The sequence below is a fragment of the Xanthobacter sp. genome (assembly GCF_041911315.1).
Taxonomy (GTDB): Bacteria; Pseudomonadota; Alphaproteobacteria; order Rhizobiales; family Xanthobacteraceae; genus Xanthobacter; species Xanthobacter aminoxidans.
In genome coordinates this window covers 55,071-77,578 of the sequence record NZ_JAYRPE010000015.1, presented here as the reverse complement: position 1 = coordinate 77,578, position 22,508 = coordinate 55,071, and the positions used below count along the sequence as shown (strand labels likewise).

The window sequence follows — 22,508 nt, the reverse complement described above, 5'->3', positions numbered from 1 at the left end:
CGGGACCGGCAACGCCCGCGGGACCCTGTGCGCCCGCAGCCCCTGCGGGGCCGGCCGGGCCGGGCTTGCCTTCGAAGCAGGCGGCAAGGCTGAGGGCCAGCGCGAGACCCACCACGGCTTTCACCATCTTCATGTGTGTACCCCCCATGGACCTTTTCATTGGTGATCCATGGTGGCGTCTTACCTTGCGGGACGCAAGCGGCGAGAGCGCCGGCGTGGCGGTGAAAAGATGATCCGGCTCAGAGGTTTGGGGGGCGCCACCAACATGGCCGAAGCCGTCGTCAGCCCCGCGCCTTCACCAGCGCGCGCGTCGTCTCCTGAAGCCGCAGCGCGAGGTCGCGCAGCACGGAACGGGCGAGGGAGGGTGTCTTGTCCAGCAGCGCGAGGAACAGGTCCGTTTCCATGCGCAGCACGCTCATGGGCTCACCCGCGCGCACCGTGGCGCTGCGGGCTTCGCCGGTGAGCACGCCCATCTCGCCCACCACCGTATCCTTGGCGAGCCGGGTGATCTCATGGGTGGCGCCGCCCGCCGTCACCTCGATGACGGCGGTGCCGTCGAGGATGACATAGGCGGCGTCGGGCGCCTCGCCCTGGTGGAACAGCACGTCCCCCGGCGCCACATCGAGCCGCGTCGCGGAGAAGGCGAGCAGCCGCAACTGGCTCGGCTCCAGATCGCGGAACATGGGGATGCGGGAGAGGACGCGGGCCTCGTCTTCAATGCTCATGACCTGATCCTTGTCGGCCCCTCACGTCCCGGTGGCGGAGAGTTCCGCCCCCTCGATGCGTTCCACCTGCCCGTGGGCGAGCACGATCACCTGCGCGAACAGCTCGAGCGGCTCGGCGGAATCGAGCACCACCAGCGTCGTGCGCCCTTCGCGGCGGGCGAGCACGGTCTCGATCAGCCGGCTCTGCTCGGACGGCGCCAGCGGGGCCAGAGCGTCGTCGATGATGAGCAGATCGGGCTCCGCCACGAGACAGCGGGCGAGGGTCAGCTTGCCGCGCTCGGCGGCCGAGAGGGGCAGGCCGCCCTCGCCCAGCGCCACGTCGAGGCTCAGGCGCTCCACCTGGGCGATGAAGCCGTCCTGTTTCAGGCATTCGCGCACCAGATCGTCCACCGTGGCGGCGGCGCCGGCGCGGTCGGCGGCGATGCGGCCGAACAGCAGATTGTCGCGCACGGTCAGCGCCCGGCAGTAGCTGTCCGGCTGGTAGCGGGCGAGGGGTGTGCCGGACACCTCCTTCAGATGGGCCAATTGCGCGCGGGTGGCGAGCGCCCGCTGCTGCCAGTCCTCATCAATGAGGCCGAAGCGGTGGCGCGGCTCGCAATAGCGTCCGGCGACGCGCAGCAGCAGCGCCCGCTCGTCCGGCGCCAAACCGACGCCGGTGCCGGCATGGGCGAGGAGGGTGCGCGCGGCGGTCATCTCCTCCGCGCGCAGCAGGCCCTTGGTGTCGATGTCCGCGATTGCGTCCTGTCCGCCGGCAAGCTCGGCGAGGGTGCGCAGGGCGCTGAGGCCGAGGGCGGTCAGATCGTCGGCGACGCCGAGCCGTTCCAGCTCGGGCATCAGGCCGGGGTCGGAGAGCAGCGAGGCGGCGCCGCGCGTGTCGTTCAGCGGCGCCGCGAACAGGATGTTTTCCGCCAGCGTCATGAAGCGGTTGAAGGCGGCGAAGCGGAACGGCTCGATCAGCACGCGTCCCGCCTCCTGCTGGCGGCGGGCGATGGCGTCGGTGACGGCGGCGCGGGCGGTCACGATGCGCTCGGCCAGCGCGGGGCTCGCCTCGGGATCGAGCCGGCGTTCGAGGCCGAGCCGCACCACGAGGTCGCCGAGCCCGGCAAGGCCCAAGGCGGCGAGGATCGCCCGGTCGAGCTGGGCCGCATCGTCGAGGCCGGAGGGTTCGGGCTCGGTGGCCCCGGGCGCCGGCCGGCCGGGGTGGCGCTCCAGCGCGCACAGCATGTTCTCGCGCAGGGACGCGTTGAGCACGATGGGATCGCCGCCGGCATAGGCCACGTGCCGGCCGATGACGGATTCGGGCACGTTTGAGAGGTCGTGCCCGCCAATGCGCACCGAGCCGCTGTAGAGCGAGATGGCACGGCCGCAGACGCGCGCCACCGCGTGTTTGCCGCCGGCATCCGGCCCCTTGAGCGCCACCGCCGTGCCGGCGGGCACATCGAGGCTCACGCCATCGAGGAGAAGGCTGCCGGCGGGGTCCACCACGCCGAGGTCGGCGATCTTCAGCGCGCCGTCGAAGGGCACGCCCTCCCAGCCGGTGTCGTCCTGCGAGCCCTTGGGCCAGACTTCCTGTGTTTCGAGATAGTAGCGGGCGAAATCGTAGCGCACCTGCGCGACGACGCGCTTCTCGTCCCACTCGATCAGCTCTTTCAGCGGCTCGGGGATCTGGCCGTAGGCCGCGACCACCGCCACGAGCTGGCCGATGTTGATGGCGCCGGTCAGCGCCAGCCAGCCGCCGACGAAATAGAACACCAGCGTCGGCACGTCCGACATCAGGAGGTTCAGCACCCGGTCGGTGAAGTTCTGCCGCTTGAGATCGAGGCTCGCCTCGGACACCACGGCAAGGCGCCCGTCCACCGCCGCGCGCTCCCACGGGCTGGTGGCGAAGCCGTGGACGAGGGGCAGGCGATCGATGCCGGCCATCACCCTTTTGCCGAGCGCCACCGCCTCGCGCTGGTAGATTTGCAGCTTGTGGGCGTTGTCGCGCCGCTGGATGCCGAGCAGCACGTAGTTGAGCGCGAGAATGCCGATGGCGCAGCCGCCCAGCGTCGCGTTCTGGGTGAAGATGAGCAACGTCGCCGAACCGATGAGGCCGGCGGACTTCAGCGGCTGGGCGAAGGCCATGCCGGCGAAGGGGGAGATGGGCCCCACCTCGAACCGCAGCATGTTGCCCACTTCCATCGCCTTGCTCTTCATCGGCGCCTCGGGGCGCAGGCGCTGGATGACGTCGAACAGCTGGCGGCGCAGCCCGACGATGATCCGCTCGCCGAGCCGGGCCTTCGCCATCTCAATGAGGCGGGAAATGTGCTGCTGGATGAGCTGCAGTGCGAACAGCAGCGCCGCAAGCCCGGCGAGCAGCCCGAAGGCGGAGACCTCGAACCCGGAGAGATCGATAATGACGCCGCCGCCGAGGAAGTCCGGCCAGGCGAGATCGAAGTCGAACAGCTTGGGCACCGTCCCGCCGATGGAATCCGTCACGCCGTTGACGATGAGGCGCGGCAATTCCAGCGAGGCGTAGTTGAACGGCAGCAGCAGCAGGACGAGGGCGAACAGCTTGATGTGGGACAGCGGCTCGGCGCGCCAGAGATAGGTGAGCACGTCGCGCGGGAGCGCTTCCCGCGTCGCCGGGGTCGTTCCACCGTTCGGGGAGGCTCGATCCGTGCCGCTCATCACGACTTTTCTGCAGGCGGTCTAGCGTGTTGGCAAGGGGTAAGACTGGTGGCGGGAGCGTTCAGGCCGAGGCCGCCGGCGCGTTGGTCTGGTCCGCCGCACCCCGGCACCGCTCCACGTAGAGGCCGTAGAAGCGGGCCAGCCGCGCCGGCGCGCTCGCCGCCAGCGCCTCGGCCAGCGCCTCCGCCTCTCCGAAGCTTCCCGCGCCATAGGCGGCCATCAGCGCGCCGTGCCGTTCTTCCAGTCGGGAGAAGGCATCGGACCGCGAGAAATCCGGGTCGCCGGCGAGGAGATAAAGCTGGCTCGCCTTGGACTTGCCCTTGAGCATGAGGAGATCGGCCTCGAGGAAGGCGAGGTCGCCCGCCGCCTCGCGCGTCGCCTCCGAGACGAGGATGTCCACCCGCATGGACTTGGTGGCGCCCTCGATACGGGAGGCGAGGTTCACGTCGTCGCCGAGGCAGGAATATTCGAGCCGCTGGGCAGAGCCGAGATTGCCCACGCAGCAGGGCCCGGTGGCGAGCCCGATGCCGCAGCGCACGGGATGCCACGGCCGCCCCTGCGCTTCCGCCGCGCGGCGCCACTCCGCGTTCAGAGCCTCCAGCCGCTCCGACATGGCGAGGGCACAGAGTGCGGCGTTGCGGGCGTGGGCGGCATCGTCCACCGGTGCGTTCCAGAAGGCCATGATGGCGTCGCCGATATATTTGTCGATGGTCCCGCCATGGGCGAGCACCACCTCCGTCATGGGCGTGAGATAGGCGTTCATGAAGCGGGTGAGGGCCTGCGCGTCCATGGTTTCCGACAGGGAGGTGAAGTCGCGCAGGTCGCAGAACAGGATGGTGATCTCCCGCGTCTCGCCGCCGAGCACGAGCCGTTCCGGGTTTTCCGCGAGGCGCTCCACCACCTTGGGCGAGACGAAGCGGCCGAACACCGAGCGCACCCATTTCTTCTGCCGCTGCTCGTCGCGATAGAGGGCGAGCACGCCCATGCCGTAGATTCCGAGCACCGCCGCCCCCGGCCCCATGGGGTCGAGCAGCAGATCGAACCGGGTGAAGGCCAGCCAGGCCCCCGCGCCAAGCGCCGCCACCACGGCGAGGCCAAGCACCCCGGCGACGGGCGCGGACACGCGGGGCAATGCCAGCGCCAGCAGGAGTCCAAGAACGCCGGTGAGCACGATCTCCGCGCCGCGCGCCCAGTCCGGCCGCACGAGGCGGGCGCCGGCCACGATGTGCTCGATGAGCTGGGCCTGGATTTCCACGCCGGGCACGGCAGCATCGAGGGGTGTTGCCCGCGTGTCCATCAGTCCCGGCGCGCTGGAGCCGACGAGGATGATGCGCCCCTCCACTTCGGCGGGCGGCACCTTGCCGTCGAGCACGTCGGCCGCGGAGAGAAAGCGGCGAGGGTCGGTGGCGGTGAAGCGGACCCGTACCTCGCCCGCGGCATCGGTCGCCACATCGAGGGCGCCGATCTTCACCGCCGTGATGCCGGACTTGGTGCCGAAGGCCTGATCGCCGCTGGCGTTGGAGGCGCGCACCACATAGGTGGACGCGCCCTGCGCCACGCGCAGCGCCTCCGCCGACAGGCTCGGCACCAGCTTTCCGTCGAGGCCGAGGAGGATGGGCACGCGGCGCACCACCTGGTCGCGATCGGGCAGCCAGTTCAGCGCGCCGATGCCGCGGGCGGCAGCGGCCAGCTCCGGTAAAGGCGCGACGGCGCCGGAGAAGCGCGGCACGAAGGCGCGCGGATCGTCGCCCGCGCTGGCCATGCCCCATTTCTCCGGATAGGCGCCGCCCGTGCCGTGGGTGAGGATGGTGCCGAGCACGGACGGGCTTGCGGCGAGCGTCGCGGCGAGTTGCTGGTCGGAGCTGTCGCGGCCGGCCAGCGCCGCCTCGGCTGGGGCACGGGCCTCGGCGGGCAGCAGCTTCACCACGCTCGCGGGGTCGAGCCGGTCCGGCTCGGAAAACACCATGTCGAAGGCGATGGCCGCCGCGCCGAGGGCGGCCAGCTTCTGCGTCAGCTCCGCCACCGTGGTGCGCGGCCAGGGCCATTGGCCCACGCGGGCGAGGGAGGCGTCGTCCACGTCCACCACCCGCACCGGCAGATCGGGGTCGTACGGGCGAGGGGCGGCGCGCTGGTAGAGGTCGAACAGGCCGTTGCGCAGATCCTGCAAGGGCGCGGGATCGGCCCCCATCACCAGAAGGCCGGCTGCAAGGGGGCCGCCGACGGCGAGCCAATAGAGGCGGGACCACATGCGGCAGGCGATTTCCGTTGCGACGACGGGAGCCTAGCGCGGCAAAAGACGAGGCGGAAGGCGGGGTGAAAGGCGGCGGCTCAGCTCGCCAGTCGCCGCTCGGCGATATAGGCGCGCAGCGCTTCCTCGGTCATGGGGCGGCCGAGATAGAAGCCCTGCACCTCGTCGCAGGAATCGGCCTTGAGGACGGCGAGCTGGCTTTCCGTCTCCACCCCTTCCGCCACCACCTGCATCCCGAGCGCCCGGCCGAGGCCGAGGATGGCCTGCACGATGGCGAGCGCGCCCTTGCTCTGGTCGAGGTCGCCGACGAAACGGCGGTCGATCTTGAGCGCGTCGAACGGGAAGGTGCGGAGATAGCCGAGCGAGGAATAGCCGGTGCCGAAATCGTCCATGGACAGGCGGACGCCGAGCTTCTTCAGCCCTTCGAGGATGTCGAGCGCCTTGTCGGTATTCTCGATCAGCACGCTCTCGGTGATCTCCAGCTCCAGCCGGTGGGCCGGCAGGCTGGTGGCCCGGAGCGCGGATTCCACCGTGCCCACCAGTTCGCCATTGCGGAACTGGACCACGGAGACGTTCACCGAGACGTTCAGCTCGGGCAGGCGGGAGATGGTGTCGCAGGCCTTGCGCAGCACCCATTCGCCAAGCGGAATCACCAGCCCGCTCTTCTCGGCGATGGGCACGAACTCGTCGGGGGCGAGGCGGCCGAGCTGGGGGTGATCCCAGCGGATCAGTGCCTCGACGCCGAGCAGCTCCAGCGTGCGCGCGTCGCAGCGCGGCTGGAACAGCAGGACGAATTCGTCCGAGACGATGGCGCGCCGCAGGTCGCCTTCCAGCGTGCGGCGCCCGGCCATCTCGTCGTTCATGTCGGCCGCGAAATAGCAGCAGGCGCCGGGGCCCTCGTCCTTCGCCCGGTTGAGGGCGAGTTCGGCGCAATGGATCAGGCTGTCGGGCTCGTGGGCATCGAGAGGCGCGAGGGCGATGCCCATGTCGGCCTGCGGATAGGCGACGGCCCCCGAGGGCAGCGCCACCGGGACGCTCAGCGCGGCCTGCAACCGGCGGTGGAGCCCGTCCACGGCCTTCGAATCGGCGAGGCCGGTGGCGACCAGAATGAACTCGTCTGCGCCGACGCGGGCGACGAGATCGTTGTCGCGGACACAGCGACGCAACCGTCGCGCGGTCTCCGCGAGGATCAGGTCACCGGAGGCGAGCCCGTACATCTCGTTGAGCTGGCGGAAATTGTCGATGTCGAGCGCAAACACGGCGAGCGTGCGCCGGCCTTCCTGCGGCGAGCTGAGCGCGCCGGCGAGGAACTCCATCATCAGAAGGCGGTTCGGCAGACTGGTTACGGGATCATGCAGCGCAAGATATTCCGATTGCCAGGGGCCTCGCGCTACTTCATTGGCATCGCTCACGATTCACTCTTGCCGATCATGGCGACGGCGTTCCCGATCCCTGCCACCAAGGGGGTGGTCGGGCGGCCTCCGGCGCATCTTTTCCTCCCCCGAACCCTTCCAGCGCTCGTCGTCGCCGGTTGTCCGAGCTCGGAAACCAACGGCATCGTGGAGCCTCCCCCGAGCGGTGGCAATAGGGATATCGCCGTAAGGTTCACGAGCGTCAAGCTTCCTCTGGTATCTGAGCACCAACATCGGACGGCACGTCAAGGTTGAGGACCACGCGCATCACCGAGGGGTCGTCACTGCCCGGCGTCGCCTTGAAGCCGAGATCCTCGGCGAGGCGCAGCATGGGGCCGTTCTCGCGCATCACGTCTCCGAACACCTGCCGCAGTCCTCTCTTCCTGGCGTGGGCGAGAATCTCGCTCATCAGCTGGAAGCCGAGGCCTTTGCCCTTGAAATCCGACCGAACCATGATCGCGTATTCGGCGGCGTCGTTGTCGGGGTCGGCGATGATGCGCACCACGCCGCAGATGTCCCCATTGTCCTCCTGCGCCACGAAGGCCATCTCGCGGTCGTAGTCGATCTGCGACAGTCGGGCGGCCATCAGGTGCGGGAAGTCCTTCACCGAGCCGAGGAAGCGCATCCGCACGTCCTGCGGGTCGGAGCGGTGCACCACGTCCACAAGTCCGGGCTCGTCCTCCGGCCGGATCGGCCGCAGCGCCACGGTCGAGCCGTCGGTCAGCTCCAGCGTCTTCGACAGGTCGGACGGGAAGGGCTTGATGGCGAAGCGGTCCGTGCCTTCCACCCGCGTCGGATGCACCACGATGCGCGCGTCGAGGGCGAGGACGCCGTGCTCGTCGGCGAGCAGCGGGTTGATGTCCAGCTCGGCGATCTGCGGCAGGTCGGCGAGCAGCTCGGCCACCTTCACCAGCGTGCCAGCCACCGCATTCATGTCGGCGGGCGGATGGTCGCGATAGCCGGCGAGCAGCTTCGCCACCCGCGTGCGCTCGATCATCTCGCGGGCCAGCACCCCGTTGAGCGGCGGCAGCGCCACCGCCCGGTCGCCGATGACCTCCACCGCCGTGCCGCCCTGGCCGAATAGCACCACCGGGCCGAAGGTCTTGTCATAGCCGATGCCGGCGATCAGCTCCTGGGCATTGGGCCGGCGGATCATCGCCTGCACCGTGAAGCCCTCGATGCGCGCGCCGGGGCGCTTCTCCGCAACGGAGGCGACGATGGCCCGGCAGGCGTCTTCGACCGCTGTGGAGGAGCGCAGGTCGAGCCGCACGCCGCCCACGTCGGACTTGTGGGTGAGGTCGTGGGACAGCACCTTCACCACCACCGGGAAGCCAATCGCCTCGGCAAGGCGCCCGGCCTCTTCGGGGTTCGTGGCGATACGGGTGTCCACCACCGGGATGTCATAGGCGGCGAGCACCGCCTTCGCCTCCACCTCGGTCAGGGCCGAGCGGCCGGCGGCGAGAACCCCCTCCACCAGCCGGCGGGCGGCGGGGCGGTCGGGCTCGTCGAAGGAGCGCGCGGGCGGCGTCTCCATGAGAAGGGTCTGGTTGCGCTGGTAGGCCACCAGATGGCCGAAGGCGCGCACCGCCTCGTCCGGCGTGTCGTAGGTGGGAATGCGGCGGCCGGCGAAGCGGCGGCGGGCGTTGGCGGCGGCGCTCTCGCCGAGCCAGCAGGTGAGCACGGGCGCGCGCTGGCGCGCCTCCAGCACCGCCATCACCCCGTCGGCGGCGGCGCTGCTGTCGGAGAGGGCGTTGGGCGCGTGCAACACCAGCACGGCGTCGGAGCCCTTGTCGGCGAGCAACGCTTTGAGGGCGGCGCCGTAGCGCGCGCCGTCCGCATCCGCCTGGATATCCACGGGATTGGAGCGCGACCACGTGCGGGGCAGCACCTTGTCGAGGGCTTCCACCGTCGCCGGCAGGAGGGTGCCGAGCCGACCGGCGCTGCCCTCCAGCGCATCCACCGCCACCACGCCGGCGCCGCCGCCATTGGTGAGGATGGCGAGCCGCTCGCCGGTGAGGCGGATGCCGGCGGAGAGCGTCGTCACCGCCTCGAACAGTTCGCGCATCTCGTGGACGCGTAGCATGCCGGCGCGGCGCAGCGCGGCGTCGAACACGAGATCGCTGCCGGCGAGCACGCCGGTGTGGGACAAGGCGGCCTGCGCTCCCGCCGCGCTGCGGCCGGCCTTGATGACGATGACCGGCTTGGCGCGCGCCGCGATGCGCCCGGCCGACATGAACTTGCGGGCGTCGGCAATGCTCTCGACATAGAGCAGGATGGCGCGGGTGGTGTTGTCGAGGGCGAGATAGTCGAGCAGGTCGCCGAAATCCACGTCGGCCTTCTCGCCCAGCGCCGCCACATGGGAAAAGCCGAAGCCGCGGGCGTGGGCCCAGTCCAGCACCGCCGCGGTCATGGTGTCGGACTGGCTGACGAAGGCGACGTCGCCCTTGGCCGGCATCAGGTGGGCAATGCTGGCATTGATGTGCGGGCGGGTGGAGATGAAACCGAGACCGTTCGGCCCGATGATGCGCAGGAGATGCGGACGCGCCGCATCCAGGAGCGCCTGACGCTGTTCCGCCCCCTCGAACTGCTCGCCCGGTCCGTAGCCGGCCGGAAGTACCACGGCGGCGCGGCAGCCCTTCTCGCCGAGTTGCGAGATCACGCGGGGCGCCTCGTCGGGCGGCGCTGCGACGACGGCGAGGTCCACCGGGATGGGCAGGTCCGCCACCGAGGCGTAGTTGAGCGAGGAGCGGATGGCCCGTTCCTTCGGATTGACGGAGAGGATGGGTCCCTCGAACCCAGCCTCGAACAGGTTGCGCGCGGCCAGCGCACCGACGGTGCCGGTGCGGTTGCTGGCGCCCACCAGGGCAATGGCACGGGGATGGAAGAGGGCGTCGAGATTGCGCGTGGTCATGGCGGCCTCGATGCTTCGGACCCCGCCTCAGGTTCGGCGCGGCGGTCCGTCGGTAACGCTAGGGAAAATGGGGCAAGTGGGAAAGGCGAAATCGTCTCAGCAGGGGCGGGAGCGAACGAAGCTGTCGCGCACCGCCTCGGCCAGCTGGTTGCCGAGGAGCGGCTTCTCGATGATCGCGACCCCCTGGTCGGTGGCGCGCCGGCGCACATGCAGGGCCGGGTTGCTGGTGATGAGGAAGGCCGGCAGATGGACGTGGCGCCGGTCGAGCTCCCGCAGCAGGTCGAGACCGTTGATCCCGGGGAGATTGTAGTCCACAATCATGCAACCGCCACAGGACAGGTCGGCCGCAAGCACGTCCTCCGAGCGCGCATAGGTCTGCACGTTGAAGCCGTCCACCTCGAGGGCGAATTTCAGTGAATTGCAGACCGCCGGATCATCGTCGACGATATGGACGACGAACGCGGGCGGCTCTTCCAACGCCATCATCCCAACGATTCTCCCACGACCCGTTCGCGGGTCCGCGTGGTCGGTGCCTATAACCTACTTTGGGAGGGGGCTCCGGGGCCTTGCGTTAGATCAAGCGGGCTGAGGAGCGCAGTTCGATGCCGGAAGGGCGGTTCAGGTCGGGCGCGGCGCGATGCCGGCGAGCAGCGCCATGCGCACCAGTTCCGACAGGCTCTGCGCCTTCATCTTGGTCATCACGTTGGCCCGGTAGACCTCCACCGTGCGGGGGCTGATGCCGAGTTCATAGGCGATGGTCTTGTTGGCCTGTCCGGCAACCAGACACTCCAGCACCTGCCGCTCGCGCTGGGACAGGCCGCCGATGCGGTCCACCACCTGCTCGCGCAGGGCATCGTGCTGGCTGGTCTTCTGGCGGCGGTCGAGCGCCGATTTCACGGTGTCGAGGATGGCCACGTCGTCGAACGGTTTCTCCAGGAAATCGGCGGCGCCGAGCTTCATGGCCTCCACCGCCAGCGGCACGTCGCCGTGGCCGGTCATGACGATGACCGGCACGCTGGACCCCTTGTCCTTCAGATGCTGGAGCAGATCGATGCCGGTCATGCCCGGCATCCGCACGTCGGTGATGATGCAGCTCGTGGCCGGGTCGGCGGCGGGCAGCCCCGCCTCCACGAACAGGCGGGCGGATGCGTGCTCGTGCACCACGTGTCCGGCGGTCGAGAGCAGGAAGGCGAGGGATTCGCGCACCGCATCGTCGTCGTCGATGACGTGGATCACCGCTGTCTCCTCAATCATGCACCGCCTCCGCATCGCCCACGGCGCGGAGGGTGAATCGGAATACGGCGCCGCCGCCGGGATTGGGCTCGGCCCAGATGCGGCCTCCGTGCGCCTCGATGATGGTGCGCGAGATGGAAAGCCCCACGCCCATGCCATGCCGCTTGGTCGTGACGAACGGCGTGAACAGCTGCGCGCCCATCTCCGCTGAGATGCCGTGCCCGGTATCCGAGACGCTGATCATCACCATGTCGTCCTCTACCGCCTCCGTCCTGACCAGAAGCTGGCGACGCGGTGTCTCCATCATCGCCTCCAGGGCGTTGCGCATCAAGTTCAGCAGCACCTGCTGGACCTGCACCTTGTCGGCGAGGACGAGGTCGCATTTCGGGTCGTAGAGGAAGCGCACCTGGATGCCGTGCTCCTTCGCCCCCACCAGGGCCAGGGCGCTGGCCTCCTCCACCAGCTTGGCGAGGCTTTCCACCCGGCGCTCGCTCTCGCCGCGGGAGACGAAATCCCGGAGGCGGCGGATGATCTGGCCGGCCCGCAGGGCCTGCTCGCCAGCCTTCTCGAGCGCGCCCTGCAACAGCTCGACCCGGACCGTGCCGGCATCCAGAAGGCGGCGCGAGCCCTTGATGTAATTGGCGATTGCGGACAATGGCTGATTGAGTTCGTGGGCCAGCGTCGAGGCCATCTCGCCCATGGCGGTGAGGCGGGAGATGTGGACCAGCTCGGCCTGAAGCTCCTGGAGGCGGGCCTCGGTCTGCTGCCGCTCGGTCAGGTCGCGGATGAAGCCGGTGAAGAAGCGCTCGGAGGTGGAGCGCATCTCGCCCACCGCCAGCTCCATGGGAAAGGTGGTGCCATCCTTGCGCTCGCCCACCACCACGCGGCCGATGCCGATGATCCTGCGCTCGCCTGTGGCAAGATAGCGCGCGATATAGCCATCGTGCCCCTCGCGATGGGGCGAGGGCATGAGCACCGAGACATTCTGCCCCACCGCCTCGGTCGCGGTGTAGCCGAACAGGCGCTCCGCCGCGGTGGAGAAGGAGCGCATGATGCCGCGCTCGTCGATCACCACCATTGCGTCGGGCACTGTGTCGAGGATGGAGGAGAGGTGTGCCTCGCGGGCCAAAAGGTCGCGGTCGCGCGCCGCCGCATCGAGGCGGGTGCGGCGCAGGCGCTCGCCGAGCACCGCGATGCCCAGCCCCACCGCGAGGAACAGCGCCGGCGCGGCGAGATCGAGCCGCGCATCGATGCTGGAAAGGCCGCGCAGCGCGACGCCGCCGGCAAAGGCGACGGCGACCGCCGCGCCTCCCGCCACGAGGCCGCGTCCGGACACCAGAATGATGACCGCGAGCTGCAGCAGCAGCGCTTCGCCGCTCAGCGGCTGAAGCCCGGCGAGACGGCAAAGCAGAAGGGCGACGAGCGCCGCGGCAGAGCCGCGCGCAGCATCGCCGAGCATCTGCTTGTTCCCGTGCGCCACTGGCCCCTCCGCCGCCACCAATGCCATGCCAACCGCCACTTTATGCGACGTCCCGCCGCTACGTAATAGTACCTAAGGGGACCGACTTAAGTGTTCGATCCGAATTTTTCCCGTGCGTTCCGCCGGTTATCCCTTTCTCAACTCCGATGGAAGGGTCAACCGATGCCGAGCCCCGCAGCAGCGATCGCCCACAAGACCTACGCCCAGCCCCGGGCTTACGACAGCAAGTCTTTCGCCGAGCCCCTGTCTTCTGCACGGCCCGCCCATCGCTGGACCGAGGAGGCTGACACGCGAACCCCCACTGAAGTGGTCGCGCGCCTCGGAGTGGTTGCGAGCTATGCCCGCAACGCCGAAATCTTCGGCGAGGATCAGCCGGCCGAAAATCTCTACATCGTTCTGTCCGGCGCCGTGCGCATCTGCAAGCTGCTCGGCGACGGCCGGCGCCAGATCGAGACCTTCTGTCTCCCCGGCGACGTGTTCGGCTGGGAGATGACCGGCCGCCATCGCTTCTCCGCCGAGGCGGTGAGCGAATGCAAGATCGTGCGGGTGAAGCGCTCGATCCTGTTCTCCCGCGCCTCCGACGACGCGGAACTCGCCCATGCCCTGTGGGCGCTGACCGCGGCCGAGCTTGGCCGCGCCCAGGATCACCTTCTCGTCCTCGGCCGCAAGACCGCTCAGGAGCGTGTCGCCACCTTCCTGCTCGACATGGCCGAACGCGCTGGCGCGGGCCAGGGGCCGAACGGGATCGAGGTGACGCTGCCCATGTCGCGGCAGGACATCGCAGACTTCCTCGGCCTCACCATCGAGACGGTGTCGCGCACCCTGACCCATCTCGAAGAGATTTCCGCCATCGCCCTGCCGTCCTCGCGCCGTGTGCTGCTGCGTGACGGCGCGACGCTGAAGCGCCTGAACTCCTAAAGTTCTTCCCCCGGCACGCTGCGCTCTCTCCGATTAGCAGCGTTCCCCCTTAGGCCCGCTCCGGCCCCTGGCCTCGGCGGGCCTTTTCTTTTGTGCCCGTGCGTTTCGGTGTGTTGGCCTTTGGTGCGCCCGGCCGAGCTGGCTCGGCCGGGAAGCTCAGCTTAGACGGCGGCGGCGTGCCGCTTCTTTTCCGGCGCCGCCGCCCGGCTGGCCACCAGGCGCGCGTCGAACACGGCGCATACCACCCGGGTGAACGGGCGCGCCGCCTCCGGCACTTCGACGACCGCGCCGCACCGCACCGCCAGCCCGTCGGCGATCAGGGGCTCCAGCGTCTCGATCTCGTCCGCGAACGTCTCCGGCGGGAAGCCGAAGCTCCTGCAGGCGTCGTCGAGATCGACCGCGAGGTCGCACATGAGCCGCTCGATGACATGGCGCCGCAGCCGGTCCTCGTCGCTCACCGCGATGCCGCGGGCGATGGGCAGCGCGCCGGCCTCCACCGCCTTGTGCCACTGGGGCGTGGCGGCGAGATTCTGCACGTAGCCCTTGGGCAGGGCGCCGATGGCCGAGGCGCCGAAGCCGATCAGCACCGGCGCGTCGTCCGTGGTGTAGCCCTGGAAGTTGCGCTTGAGCGAGCCGTCTGCCGCGCGCTGGGCCATGGGGTCGTTTGCCTTGGCGAAATGGTCCAGCCCCACCGCCCGATAGCCGTGGCCCGCGAGGATGTCGGCCACCAGCTCCGCCTGTGCGAGGCGCTCGGCGGGGCCGGGCAAGGCGTGCTCGGGAATGAGCGCCTGATGCTTCTTCATCCACGGCACATGGGCGTAGCCGAACACGGCGATGCGGTCGGCGTCGAGCGCCAGTGCCGCTTCCACCGTGCGCCGCACGGAGGCCTGATCCTGATGCGGCAGGCCGTACATGAGATCGAGGTTCAGCGCGCAGATGCCCGCCGCCCGGAGCGCGTCGGCGACCTGTTGCGTCTCCTCCAGCGACTGGTGGCGGCCGATGGCCTCCTGCACCTTCGGGTCGAAATCCTGCACGCCGAGGCTGGCGCGGTTGAAGCCCTCGCGGGCGAGCACCGCCACCTTGTCGGCATCCATCACCCGCGGGTCGATCTCGATGGCAATCTCGGCATCGTCGGCGAAGGCGAAGACATCGCGCAGCGCCAGCATGACCGCGGCGAAGTCCTCATCCGCCAGCATGGTGGGCGTGCCGCCGCCAAAATGCAGGTGGCTCAGCTTCATCCGTCCCGGCAGGTGGCGGGCGACAAGGCCGATCTCGTCCACGAGCCGGTCGGCATAGGCCTTCACCGGCGTACGGCTGCGCGCCACCGCGGTCTGGCAGCCGCAATAGAGGCAAAGCTCGGCGCAGAACGGAACGTGGATGTAGACCGAGACCGTGCCGTCCGGCCGCAGCTCCTTGAGCCAGCGGGCGTAGGTCGCGGCATCGACCTCCGGGGAGAAGTGCGGCGCGGTGGGGTAGCTGGTGTAGCGCGGCACCGGCTGCCCGTAGCGGGCGAGAAGGGTGTTCGTATCGGGGCAGGTGATATCGGGGCAGGTCATGCTGGCGACCATGCCGCCGGCTGCCGGCCTGCGCCTTGATGTGGCGCAAGCCCTTGTTCCCTCAGGCGCTTGTTCCGTCTCTCCGCTCAGTAGGAGAGGAAGGCGCCGGCGAAGATGCCCTGGGCCCGGTCGTCGCCCGCAAGCTTCCAGCGATACTGGAGCGTGAAGTCGAGGTAGGAGCGCGGAGCGGTGTATTCGTCCTCGTTGAACCAGTAGCGGGCGGTGATGCCCGGACCGATGCCCATGGCGAACGGTGTCGCATAGGCGGTGTCGTAGCCGCCGCCGATGGCGAGGTAGGGCCACAGCACCAGATGGTCGGAGATGGCGTCCATCCGGAAGGCCTGGCCGTAGCGCCCTTCGAAGGTGGCCACGGTCTCCGGCAGGCTCACGAAGTAATTGTAGTCGGCATAGATCTGCCAGGCCCGCCAGTTGTCCACGTCGACCCGAAGATCGGTGCCCTCAGCCTTGGAATAGGCGGCGCGGAGCAGCAGATCGTTGCGGGAATACTGGCCGACCGGGAAGAGGTAGGAGATTTCAAACACCAGGTTCTCGGTCGAGAACGGCTTCCAGCGTGCACCGACGGAGCCCTGGATGGTGTCGAAGCCGGTGGCTCCCCCATTGTCCGCATAGACCGTGCCGAAGCCGCGCACGAACAGCTCGAAGATCGAGCCGTCGCGATAGCCGATCCCCGGCGGGCGCCAGTAGATTTCGCCGCCGGCACCCACCGTGTGGTTGGAGCCGTTCGAGGTCTGCGGGACGAGGAAGGAACCGGGCGCCACGCCCACCGGGCCGTAGCTCACCGAAGCGTAGGCGCCCCAGGTGCGCGTCAGCTCGGCCACCTCGCGCCTGAGGCCGAAGAGATATTGCGGGTCGAGCTGGAGCTTGCCGTCCCGCGCCTCGTCGATGGCCGACTTGAAGTAATCGACCGCCTCCGCATTGTGATAGGTGCGGCGGGCATTGTACGCGGCATTGATGAGGTTGGTGCCGCGCAGCCGCCAGCGGCTGTTCGCCTCGGAGAAGTATTCGTAGGCAAGCTCGTCCTCGCCCGCCTGGCTCGCCAGCACCGCGAGGTCCACCGCCTTCAGGCCGCGCAGGGCCCCGCTGTTGTAGGCATTCTGGAACAGCGCACGCGCCTCGTCCTTGCGGCCGAGCTGGGACAGCACGCCGATGCGGGCGGAGAGCATCGCCATCCGCTCCTGCGGGGTGCGCGCCCGGGCCGCGGCCCGGGTGAAGGCCGCGAGCGCCCCTTCCTTGTCGTCGAGTGCGAGGGAGGCGAAGCCGATGCGCGCCTGGACCTCGTAGCTGTCCTCGTTGGCGTAGGGCTCAAGCGCCCAGATCGCGATTTCCGGCTGCTTGGCGGACAGCGCCGCGTCGGCGAGGCCGAGGCGCACGATGCGCACCTGGGCCGGCGGCAGGTTGGGCGAGCCCAGCGCCGCCTTGTAATCGGCGACGGCGCCGGAGAAGTCCTTGGCCTGCATGCGCAGGTTGGCCCGCTGCACCAGCAGGGTGGCATCGCGCGGGCTCGCCGCGAGCAGCCGGCTCGCCACCGCCTCGGCCTCGCCGTAGCGGCCGGCCGATGACAGGGCGTTGAGCAGCAGGGTCTGGTAATTGCGGTTGCCGGGCTCGGCATTCACCGCGCGGCGCGCCTCGGCGATGGCGGTCGCATAGTCCTTGCGGCCGAACGCGGCATAGGCGGCACTGGCGGCGGCATAGCCGGGGGAGCCCGGATTGAGGCCGGCGACGCCCGGCGCCTGCATCTGCGGATTGGCGAACACCGAGCAGATGACGCCGTAGCTGGTCGGCTGGCACAGCACGGCGGGCTGCTGGAGGGACGGCTTGGTCGCGTTCGGCGCCTTCACCTGCGCCTCCGCCTGCTTGCGCAGGACGCCGACCTCCTTGTTCTTGTCGGCGTCGAGCGCTTCGAGCGCCTTCAGCGCCTCCTCGGGCTTGCCGGCCGCCATGGCGGCGTTCGCGGCGATGAGCCGGTAGTTCAGCTCCTCGAGGTCGGTCAGCAGGTTGCTGTTGAGCACGGTGTCGAATTCGCGCGCCGCCTCGTCGCGCTGGCCGGTCTTCTGCAGCAGCCACGCGCGCAGGATGTGGGGCAGCGGCTCGTTCGGATTGTCCGCGACGGCGCCCGAGGCCGCCGTCTCCGCGTCCTTGAACTGGCCGGCGGCCATCAGCGCATCGATGAGGACGATGCGGAAGATGAGCGCGTCCGGCGCCCGCTCCACCGCCTGCCGCGCCGAGGTGACGGCGGTCGAGGCCTTGCCGCGGCCGATGTCCTTGATGGCCTGCACGGCCATCGGCTCGGCGAGGCGCTTGTCGTTGGCCGCGCGCAGGGCGATCAAAGAGGGGTCGTTGTCGCCCTGGCTGATGGCGTCGCGGATGGCGACGTCCAGCTCCTTGTACTTCTTGGAGCGATCGAGCGAATCGATCAGCAGGCGCCGCCACTGGGCATTGCCGGGATTTTCCTTCAGCGCTTCCCGGATGCGGGCCTCGGAGAGGTTGTCATTACCCTCGCGATAGGCGCCGAAGGCTTCGAGCGCGGCATCGTAGCCGGGGGTGTCGCTGACCCCGCCCCCGGGCGGCGTGGTCGCCGGGATGAGGCTGCAGGATGGGCCATAGGGCGTGTCGGTGCACTTCTGGAACGGCACCGGCAGCGTCTGGGTGGCGTTGGCGGGAACGATCTTCGGATTGCGCTCCTGCGCGCGGGCGACACGCAGGCGCGCCTGCACCGCCGCATCGGGCTCCACCGGTTCCAGAAGCTTGATCGCCCGCTGGGGGTGGCCGGCGGCGATGGCGGCATCCGCCATCACGAGGCGCGCATCGTGGGCGGTGGGCCCGGTGAGCACCTCGTCCTTCAATGCCGTGTCGAAATCCTGTTCCGCCTCCGCCACCTTGCCGAGGCGTAGCCGGACATAGCCGCGCAGCGTGCGCGGCAGGAAAGACTGCGGATCCACCTGGATGGCTTCGCCCGCCGCCTTGTCGGCCGCCTCCAGCTGGCCATCGGCGAGCAGCGTGTAGACGAGCAGCACGCGATAGCTGAGGTCGTCGGGCACCAGCGCGACGGCCTTGCGGGCCTGCTCGATGGCGGCCTTGGGGTTGGATGCCTCCAGCGCCTTGTTCGCGGCGACAGAGGGCTCCTGTGCCAGCACGCGGCTCTGCGCGCGAACCCGGGCCGTGAGCGCCTGATCGGTGATGCCGGCGGCGATGGCCGCGTTGCCGGCGACGACCGCTTCGGCGGTCTTGCCCTGGGCATCCAGCGCATCCATCAGCAGCAGCCAGAGCCGCGGCACGTCGGGGCGCAGCTTGAGCGCCTCGCGGGCATTGGTCACAACGTCCGCATATCTCTTCTCGCGTTGGGCCGCATAGGCGCGATCCGCTGCCGCCCACGCCGCTCCGGTCAGTTCCGGCGGCTGCGGCGCCGGGGTGGCCTGCCGGGCCTGCGGCGCCTGCTGAGCCTGCGGCACTTGCTGGGCCTGCGGCGCTTGCTGGGTCTGCGGTGCTTGCGACGGCTGGGGCGACTGCGCCCATGCCGGTCCCGCCGCGAGCGTCAGCGCCGCGATCGATGTCGCCAGCACGTGGCCGAGAGCGATGTCGCGCAGGAGCCTCTTCCGATCCCGGTCGAGGGTGAGCGCAGGGGAGGTGCGGAAGTGAATGGCGGTGGTCATGGGGCCACCTTGGCATCGATTACTTAAATGGCAGTTAACCTTAACAGGCAGGGTTAATAATCAGATGCCGTAAAGGGATCATTTACTTTGATGGCGCGTTTGTTGCCAAAGCGTAAACGAAAACGGCGCGCGCGGAGGCGTTCGGCGCGCGCCGTTAACACTTCGGCAGGAGACCTTAACGAAATCTCTATCGGCGAACCGCTGCCAGCATCCGGTCGCGCCAAGTCTGGGGGGGCATGATGGAGGGCACGTCCCACTGGTCCGTCGCCTGCGGGCCGCTGTGGAACGGTCCCTCGTTGAACTGCCAGAGCAGCACCTGCGGCGGGCTCTTCGCGAAGTCGGGCGAGGTCACGTATTGCAGGAAGGTCGCCCACGGGCCGACATTGCCCGGGTTCCAGGTGAGCGACACCGGCCGGTCGAGGGCGTTCGACAGCTTCTGCGGGAAGCCGAGATAGGGCTGGACGAAACTGTTGCCGATGATGTGCACCGGCGCGGGAGCCGAATCCACTAGCGAGGTCTTGGCCGGCGCCGGCGTGCGCACGGTGTAGAGGTCCGGCCCGATCTGCTTCTGCTGGTCCGGTGTCAGGAAACGCTGGGCGAGATCGCCGAGATGACGTTGCGTGACCCATTCACCGAGCTTGTCACCGGGCGGGCTGCCGGCGAGCTTGCCGACCTTCGCTTTGATGGCCTGCGCCACCGCATCCGCCGCCGCCTCGGAGGCCCAGGAGGTCCAGTGGTAATCGGCTCGGTAGAAGCTGGTCTGCTTGCCTGTCTGGACCGACTTCAAGGCCGGGCGCAGGTCCACGGTGTCGATGCCGGCCTTCCTCAGCTGGTCGATGATGAAGTCGTACTGGCCGGCGACGTCGGCGGAAACCGCCGTCCCGTCCGGCAGCTTCTCCTTGTAGAAGGGCGCCTTCATGGGCACGACCATGACCATCAGCGTCACGTTGCGCGTCGCAAGCGCCGCCTTTGCCTCCTGCAGCAGCGCGACGTTGGCGGTGATGCCGGCGCGGTTGAGGACGGTGATGCTCTCCCAGCCGGGAAACAACCAGCCGTCCTTGCCCGAGATGATGCCGCTGTTCTGCGCCGCCGCCGGGGTGGGCAGGCCGGCAATGCCCGCCGCCAGCAGGCCGCCCGCCAGCATGGTTCCAGCCAGGAAGCGGCGGCGGGTGAATGCGCGTCCAGCACCGGCGACCTTCGTCATTTCGCATCTCCCAGAAAGCGGCGCTCGACATCCGTCAGCGGCCGGGTGAGTGCCCGCATGGGGAATTCCCACACCACGAGGCGCGTTTCAGTCAAAATCTGCGGCTCGTCCATCAGAAGTTCGAGAAGCTGGCCGGCAAAGCCGGAGCCGTCGCGGCTCTTCTGCGCCACCTCATAACCTGAGGCGGCCTGGAGAAAGTCGAGGAAGCCGGAATTGCGCGAGAAGGACGAGCCGGCGAGCACCACCTGCGGTCCCGGTACGTCATCCAGCAGCCCACCGGTGCGGGTGATGGCGGCGGACACCTCCGGCTCGTGGTCCGGCTCGGGGCCGGACCAGCGCCAGGTACGCTCAAGTCCGGCGAGCCGCATCAGGTCGCCGACGCGCGGCTGGGGTGGGCTCTCCGAAAGGGTGATCTTCTGCGTGCCCGGACCGATGCGCTTGCGCACCGCCTCTGCCACCCGCCCGGCGGCGAGCTTTGCGCCGGCGACGTTCCAATGGGTGTCGGTGCGCAGGAAACCGTCGGCGCCGGGGAAGCCGGGCGCGATCTCCACCTGATCGAGCCCCAGCGCGCGGCTCTGCGCCCACCATGCATCAAACCGCCAGCGCGCCTCGCCGGAGACCGAGGCGCCGCACAGATGATCGGCCGCCAGAAGCGCCTTGTCCGGAACGGGGAGCACCAAGAGGGCGACGTTTCGCGCGGCGAACTGGTCGCGGATCTTCGCCGCGATCTTCAGCCGGGTTTCGAAATTGGCCCGCGCCTGCGGCGTCTCGATCATCTCCTCGCGGTAGAACAGCCAGCCGGGGCAGCCGGCGCGCACAAGATCACCGGCATCTCCCAGCACCTTGTAGCCGAGGCCGGAGACCACATCCTCCAGCCCCGTCAGCTTGGGCAGTGCCGCGGTGATCTGCTTGTCGAGCACCGCGGTGAAGCGGCCGGTCAGGACATTTTCGGGGGACGCCGCCGCCGCGAGCGCCGTGCGCGCCTCCTCGCCTTTCAGGTGCATGGCGACGAAGCCGAGGCCGGTCAGCATCAGCGCCAGGAAGGCGAGGGTTGCGAGGGCGCGGGCGAGATGCGGCATCGTCCCCCCCTCAGAACTGGAAATAGAGGAAGGGCACCACCATCCGCCCCTGCAGCACCAGCACGGCGAACAGGAACAAAGGCAGCGCCGTCCAGGCGCGCAGCCAATGGCCGGGATTGGGCGCGGAGGGATCGATGCGCATGAACTTCGGCAAATAGACGAGGCCGATGCCGAGCACGACCGTCGCGATCTCCACCGGCCGAATGGCCGCGCCCATGGCCGGGCTCAGCGGGATGCCGTTGGTACCAGCGAGGCCGGAAAAGATCACCCCCGCCTCGGCCCAGCTCTGCGCGCGGAACAGCGCCCAGCCGACCATGACGAAGGCGAGCGTGAGGACATGCCCCGCAAGCGCCCCCGTTCCCGGCAGGCCGAGGTTCTTCCACACCCGCCCGACCATGAGCCCGAATCCATGCCAGAGGCCCCATACGAGGAAGGTCCAGCTCGCGCCATGCCAGAGGCCGCCGAGGCCCATGGTGATGAGGAGGTTGGTGGACACGCGGCCCGTGGACCCGCGATTGCCGCCCAGGGGAATGTAGAGATAGTCCCTAAGCCAGCTCGACAGCGAGATGTGCCAGCGCCGCCAGAACTCGGCCAGTGAGGTGGAGAGATACGGGTTGTCGAAATTCTCCGGGAATTTCAGCCCCACCATCAGGCCGAGGCCGATGGCCATGGCGCTGTAGCCGGAGAAGTCGAAATAGAGCTGGAGCGTGTAGCCGGTGACGGAGAGCAGCACATCCGCCGTGGTGGGATGGGCGATGGCGTAGCCGGCATCCACCATGGGGGCGAGGGTGTCGGCGATCAGGACCTTCTGGGCGAAGCCGAGCATGAAGCGCTCGACGCCGAACATGAATTCGGCGCGGTGGAAGGTGCGCTCCTTCAGGCGCTGCGCCACCCATTCGTAGCGCACCACCGGACCCGCCACGAGGTGGCCGAACATGGACTGGTAGGTGGCATAGTTCACGAACGAAGGCTCGGCCTTCACCGTCCCGCGGAACACGTCCGTGGAATAGGAGATGGCGCCGAACACGAAGAAGGAAAGCCCGATGGGCAAGAGCACGCCCGGCCAGCCCCAGACCGAGGCGGTGAGCACCTCGGTCGAATGCACCAGCATGTTGGCGTATTTGAACCAGATCAGCGACGCGAGCGGCCAGACGATGCCGATGAACAACGCCCAGCCCCGCGCCCGCCCTTCGGCACGGGAGATCCACAGGCCCGTCGCCCACGACCAGATGGCGATGGAGACGATGAGCGGCAGGAAGTCCGCCCGCCACCAAGCATAGAACAGCCAGGAAAAGGCGAGGATGGCGACATTGCGCGCCATGCCCGGCGTCAGCGCATAGACGATGAGGAAGACCGGGAGGAACAGGAAGAGGAAGCTATCGGAGGCGAAGACCATGGGGC

At 69.0% G+C, this 22,508-nt stretch carries 14 protein-coding genes; 1 reads left to right on the top strand and 13 read right to left on the bottom strand.

Annotated features, from left to right (window positions below; all coding sequences use genetic code 11):
* Positions 1-281: 281 nt before the first annotated feature.
* The 8 genes from ACE3QW_RS05920 to ACE3QW_RS05885 form a co-directional block, all read right to left on the bottom strand.
* Positions 282-725, bottom strand: a complete 444-nt coding sequence (locus ACE3QW_RS05920) for a Crp/Fnr family transcriptional regulator (protein WP_029556300.1) — start codon at positions 723-725, stop codon at positions 282-284.
* Positions 726-746: 21 nt separating this feature from the next.
* The gene (locus tag ACE3QW_RS05915; RefSeq protein ID WP_374250812.1) at positions 747-3,395 is read right to left on the bottom strand and encodes a hypothetical protein; all 2,649 of its coding nucleotides are present in this window, start codon (positions 3,393-3,395) and stop codon (positions 747-749) included.
* A gap of 61 nt (positions 3,396-3,456) precedes the next feature.
* A complete protein-coding gene (locus ACE3QW_RS05910) occupies positions 3,457-5,643 on the bottom strand; it encodes a CHASE2 domain-containing protein (protein ID WP_374250811.1) in 2,187 nt (728 codons plus the stop codon).
* Between the two features lie 80 nt (positions 5,644-5,723).
* Positions 5,724-7,055: a bifunctional diguanylate cyclase/phosphodiesterase gene (locus tag ACE3QW_RS05905; RefSeq protein WP_024276566.1), complete on the bottom strand. Its 1,332-nt coding sequence runs from the start codon at positions 7,053-7,055 to the stop codon at positions 5,724-5,726.
* Positions 7,056-7,257: 202 nt separating this feature from the next.
* The gene (locus ACE3QW_RS05900) at positions 7,258-9,966 is read right to left on the bottom strand and encodes a GNAT family N-acetyltransferase (RefSeq protein ID WP_374250810.1); all 2,709 of its coding nucleotides are present in this window, start codon (positions 9,964-9,966) and stop codon (positions 7,258-7,260) included.
* A gap of 96 nt (positions 9,967-10,062) precedes the next feature.
* Positions 10,063-10,452: a response regulator transcription factor gene (locus ACE3QW_RS05895; protein WP_024276568.1), complete on the bottom strand. Its 390-nt coding sequence runs from the start codon at positions 10,450-10,452 to the stop codon at positions 10,063-10,065.
* Between the two features lie 132 nt (positions 10,453-10,584).
* Complete coding sequence (gene fixJ, locus ACE3QW_RS05890; protein ID WP_029556294.1) at positions 10,585-11,220, bottom strand: response regulator FixJ; 636 nt, start codon at positions 11,218-11,220, stop codon at positions 10,585-10,587.
* Entirely contained in the window at positions 11,213-12,658 is a 1,446-nt protein-coding gene (locus tag ACE3QW_RS05885) for a sensor histidine kinase (protein ID WP_374250813.1), read from the bottom strand. The genes fixJ and ACE3QW_RS05885 overlap by 8 nt, the downstream gene beginning before the upstream one ends.
* A gap of 183 nt (positions 12,659-12,841) precedes the next feature.
* Between ACE3QW_RS05885 and ACE3QW_RS05880 the strand changes: the two genes are divergently transcribed.
* On the top strand, positions 12,842-13,597 hold the full coding sequence (locus ACE3QW_RS05880; protein ID WP_024276571.1) for a helix-turn-helix domain-containing protein: 756 nt from the start codon (positions 12,842-12,844) through the stop codon (positions 13,595-13,597).
* Positions 13,598-13,758: 161 nt separating this feature from the next.
* Here ACE3QW_RS05880 and hemN read toward each other — a convergent pair whose 3' ends face one another.
* The 5 genes from hemN to ACE3QW_RS05855 form a co-directional block, all read right to left on the bottom strand.
* Positions 13,759-15,153: an oxygen-independent coproporphyrinogen III oxidase gene (hemN, locus tag ACE3QW_RS05875; protein ID WP_374250808.1), complete on the bottom strand. Its 1,395-nt coding sequence runs from the start codon at positions 15,151-15,153 to the stop codon at positions 13,759-13,761.
* A gap of 86 nt (positions 15,154-15,239) precedes the next feature.
* Positions 15,240-18,824, bottom strand: coding sequence for a tetratricopeptide repeat protein (locus ACE3QW_RS05870; RefSeq protein WP_374250807.1), 3,585 nt, complete (start codon positions 18,822-18,824; stop codon positions 15,240-15,242).
* Positions 18,825-19,011: 187 nt separating this feature from the next.
* The gene (locus tag ACE3QW_RS05865) at positions 19,012-20,028 is read right to left on the bottom strand and encodes a twin-arginine translocation pathway signal (RefSeq protein WP_374250806.1); all 1,017 of its coding nucleotides are present in this window, start codon (positions 20,026-20,028) and stop codon (positions 19,012-19,014) included.
* Entirely contained in the window at positions 20,025-21,107 is a 1,083-nt protein-coding gene (locus ACE3QW_RS05860) for a hypothetical protein (protein WP_374250805.1), read from the bottom strand. The genes ACE3QW_RS05865 and ACE3QW_RS05860 overlap by 4 nt, the downstream gene beginning before the upstream one ends.
* A gap of 10 nt (positions 21,108-21,117) precedes the next feature.
* Positions 21,118-22,503, bottom strand: coding sequence for an MBOAT family protein (locus ACE3QW_RS05855; RefSeq protein WP_374250804.1), 1,386 nt, complete (start codon positions 22,501-22,503; stop codon positions 21,118-21,120).
* Between the last annotated feature and the right edge of the window lie 5 nt (positions 22,504-22,508).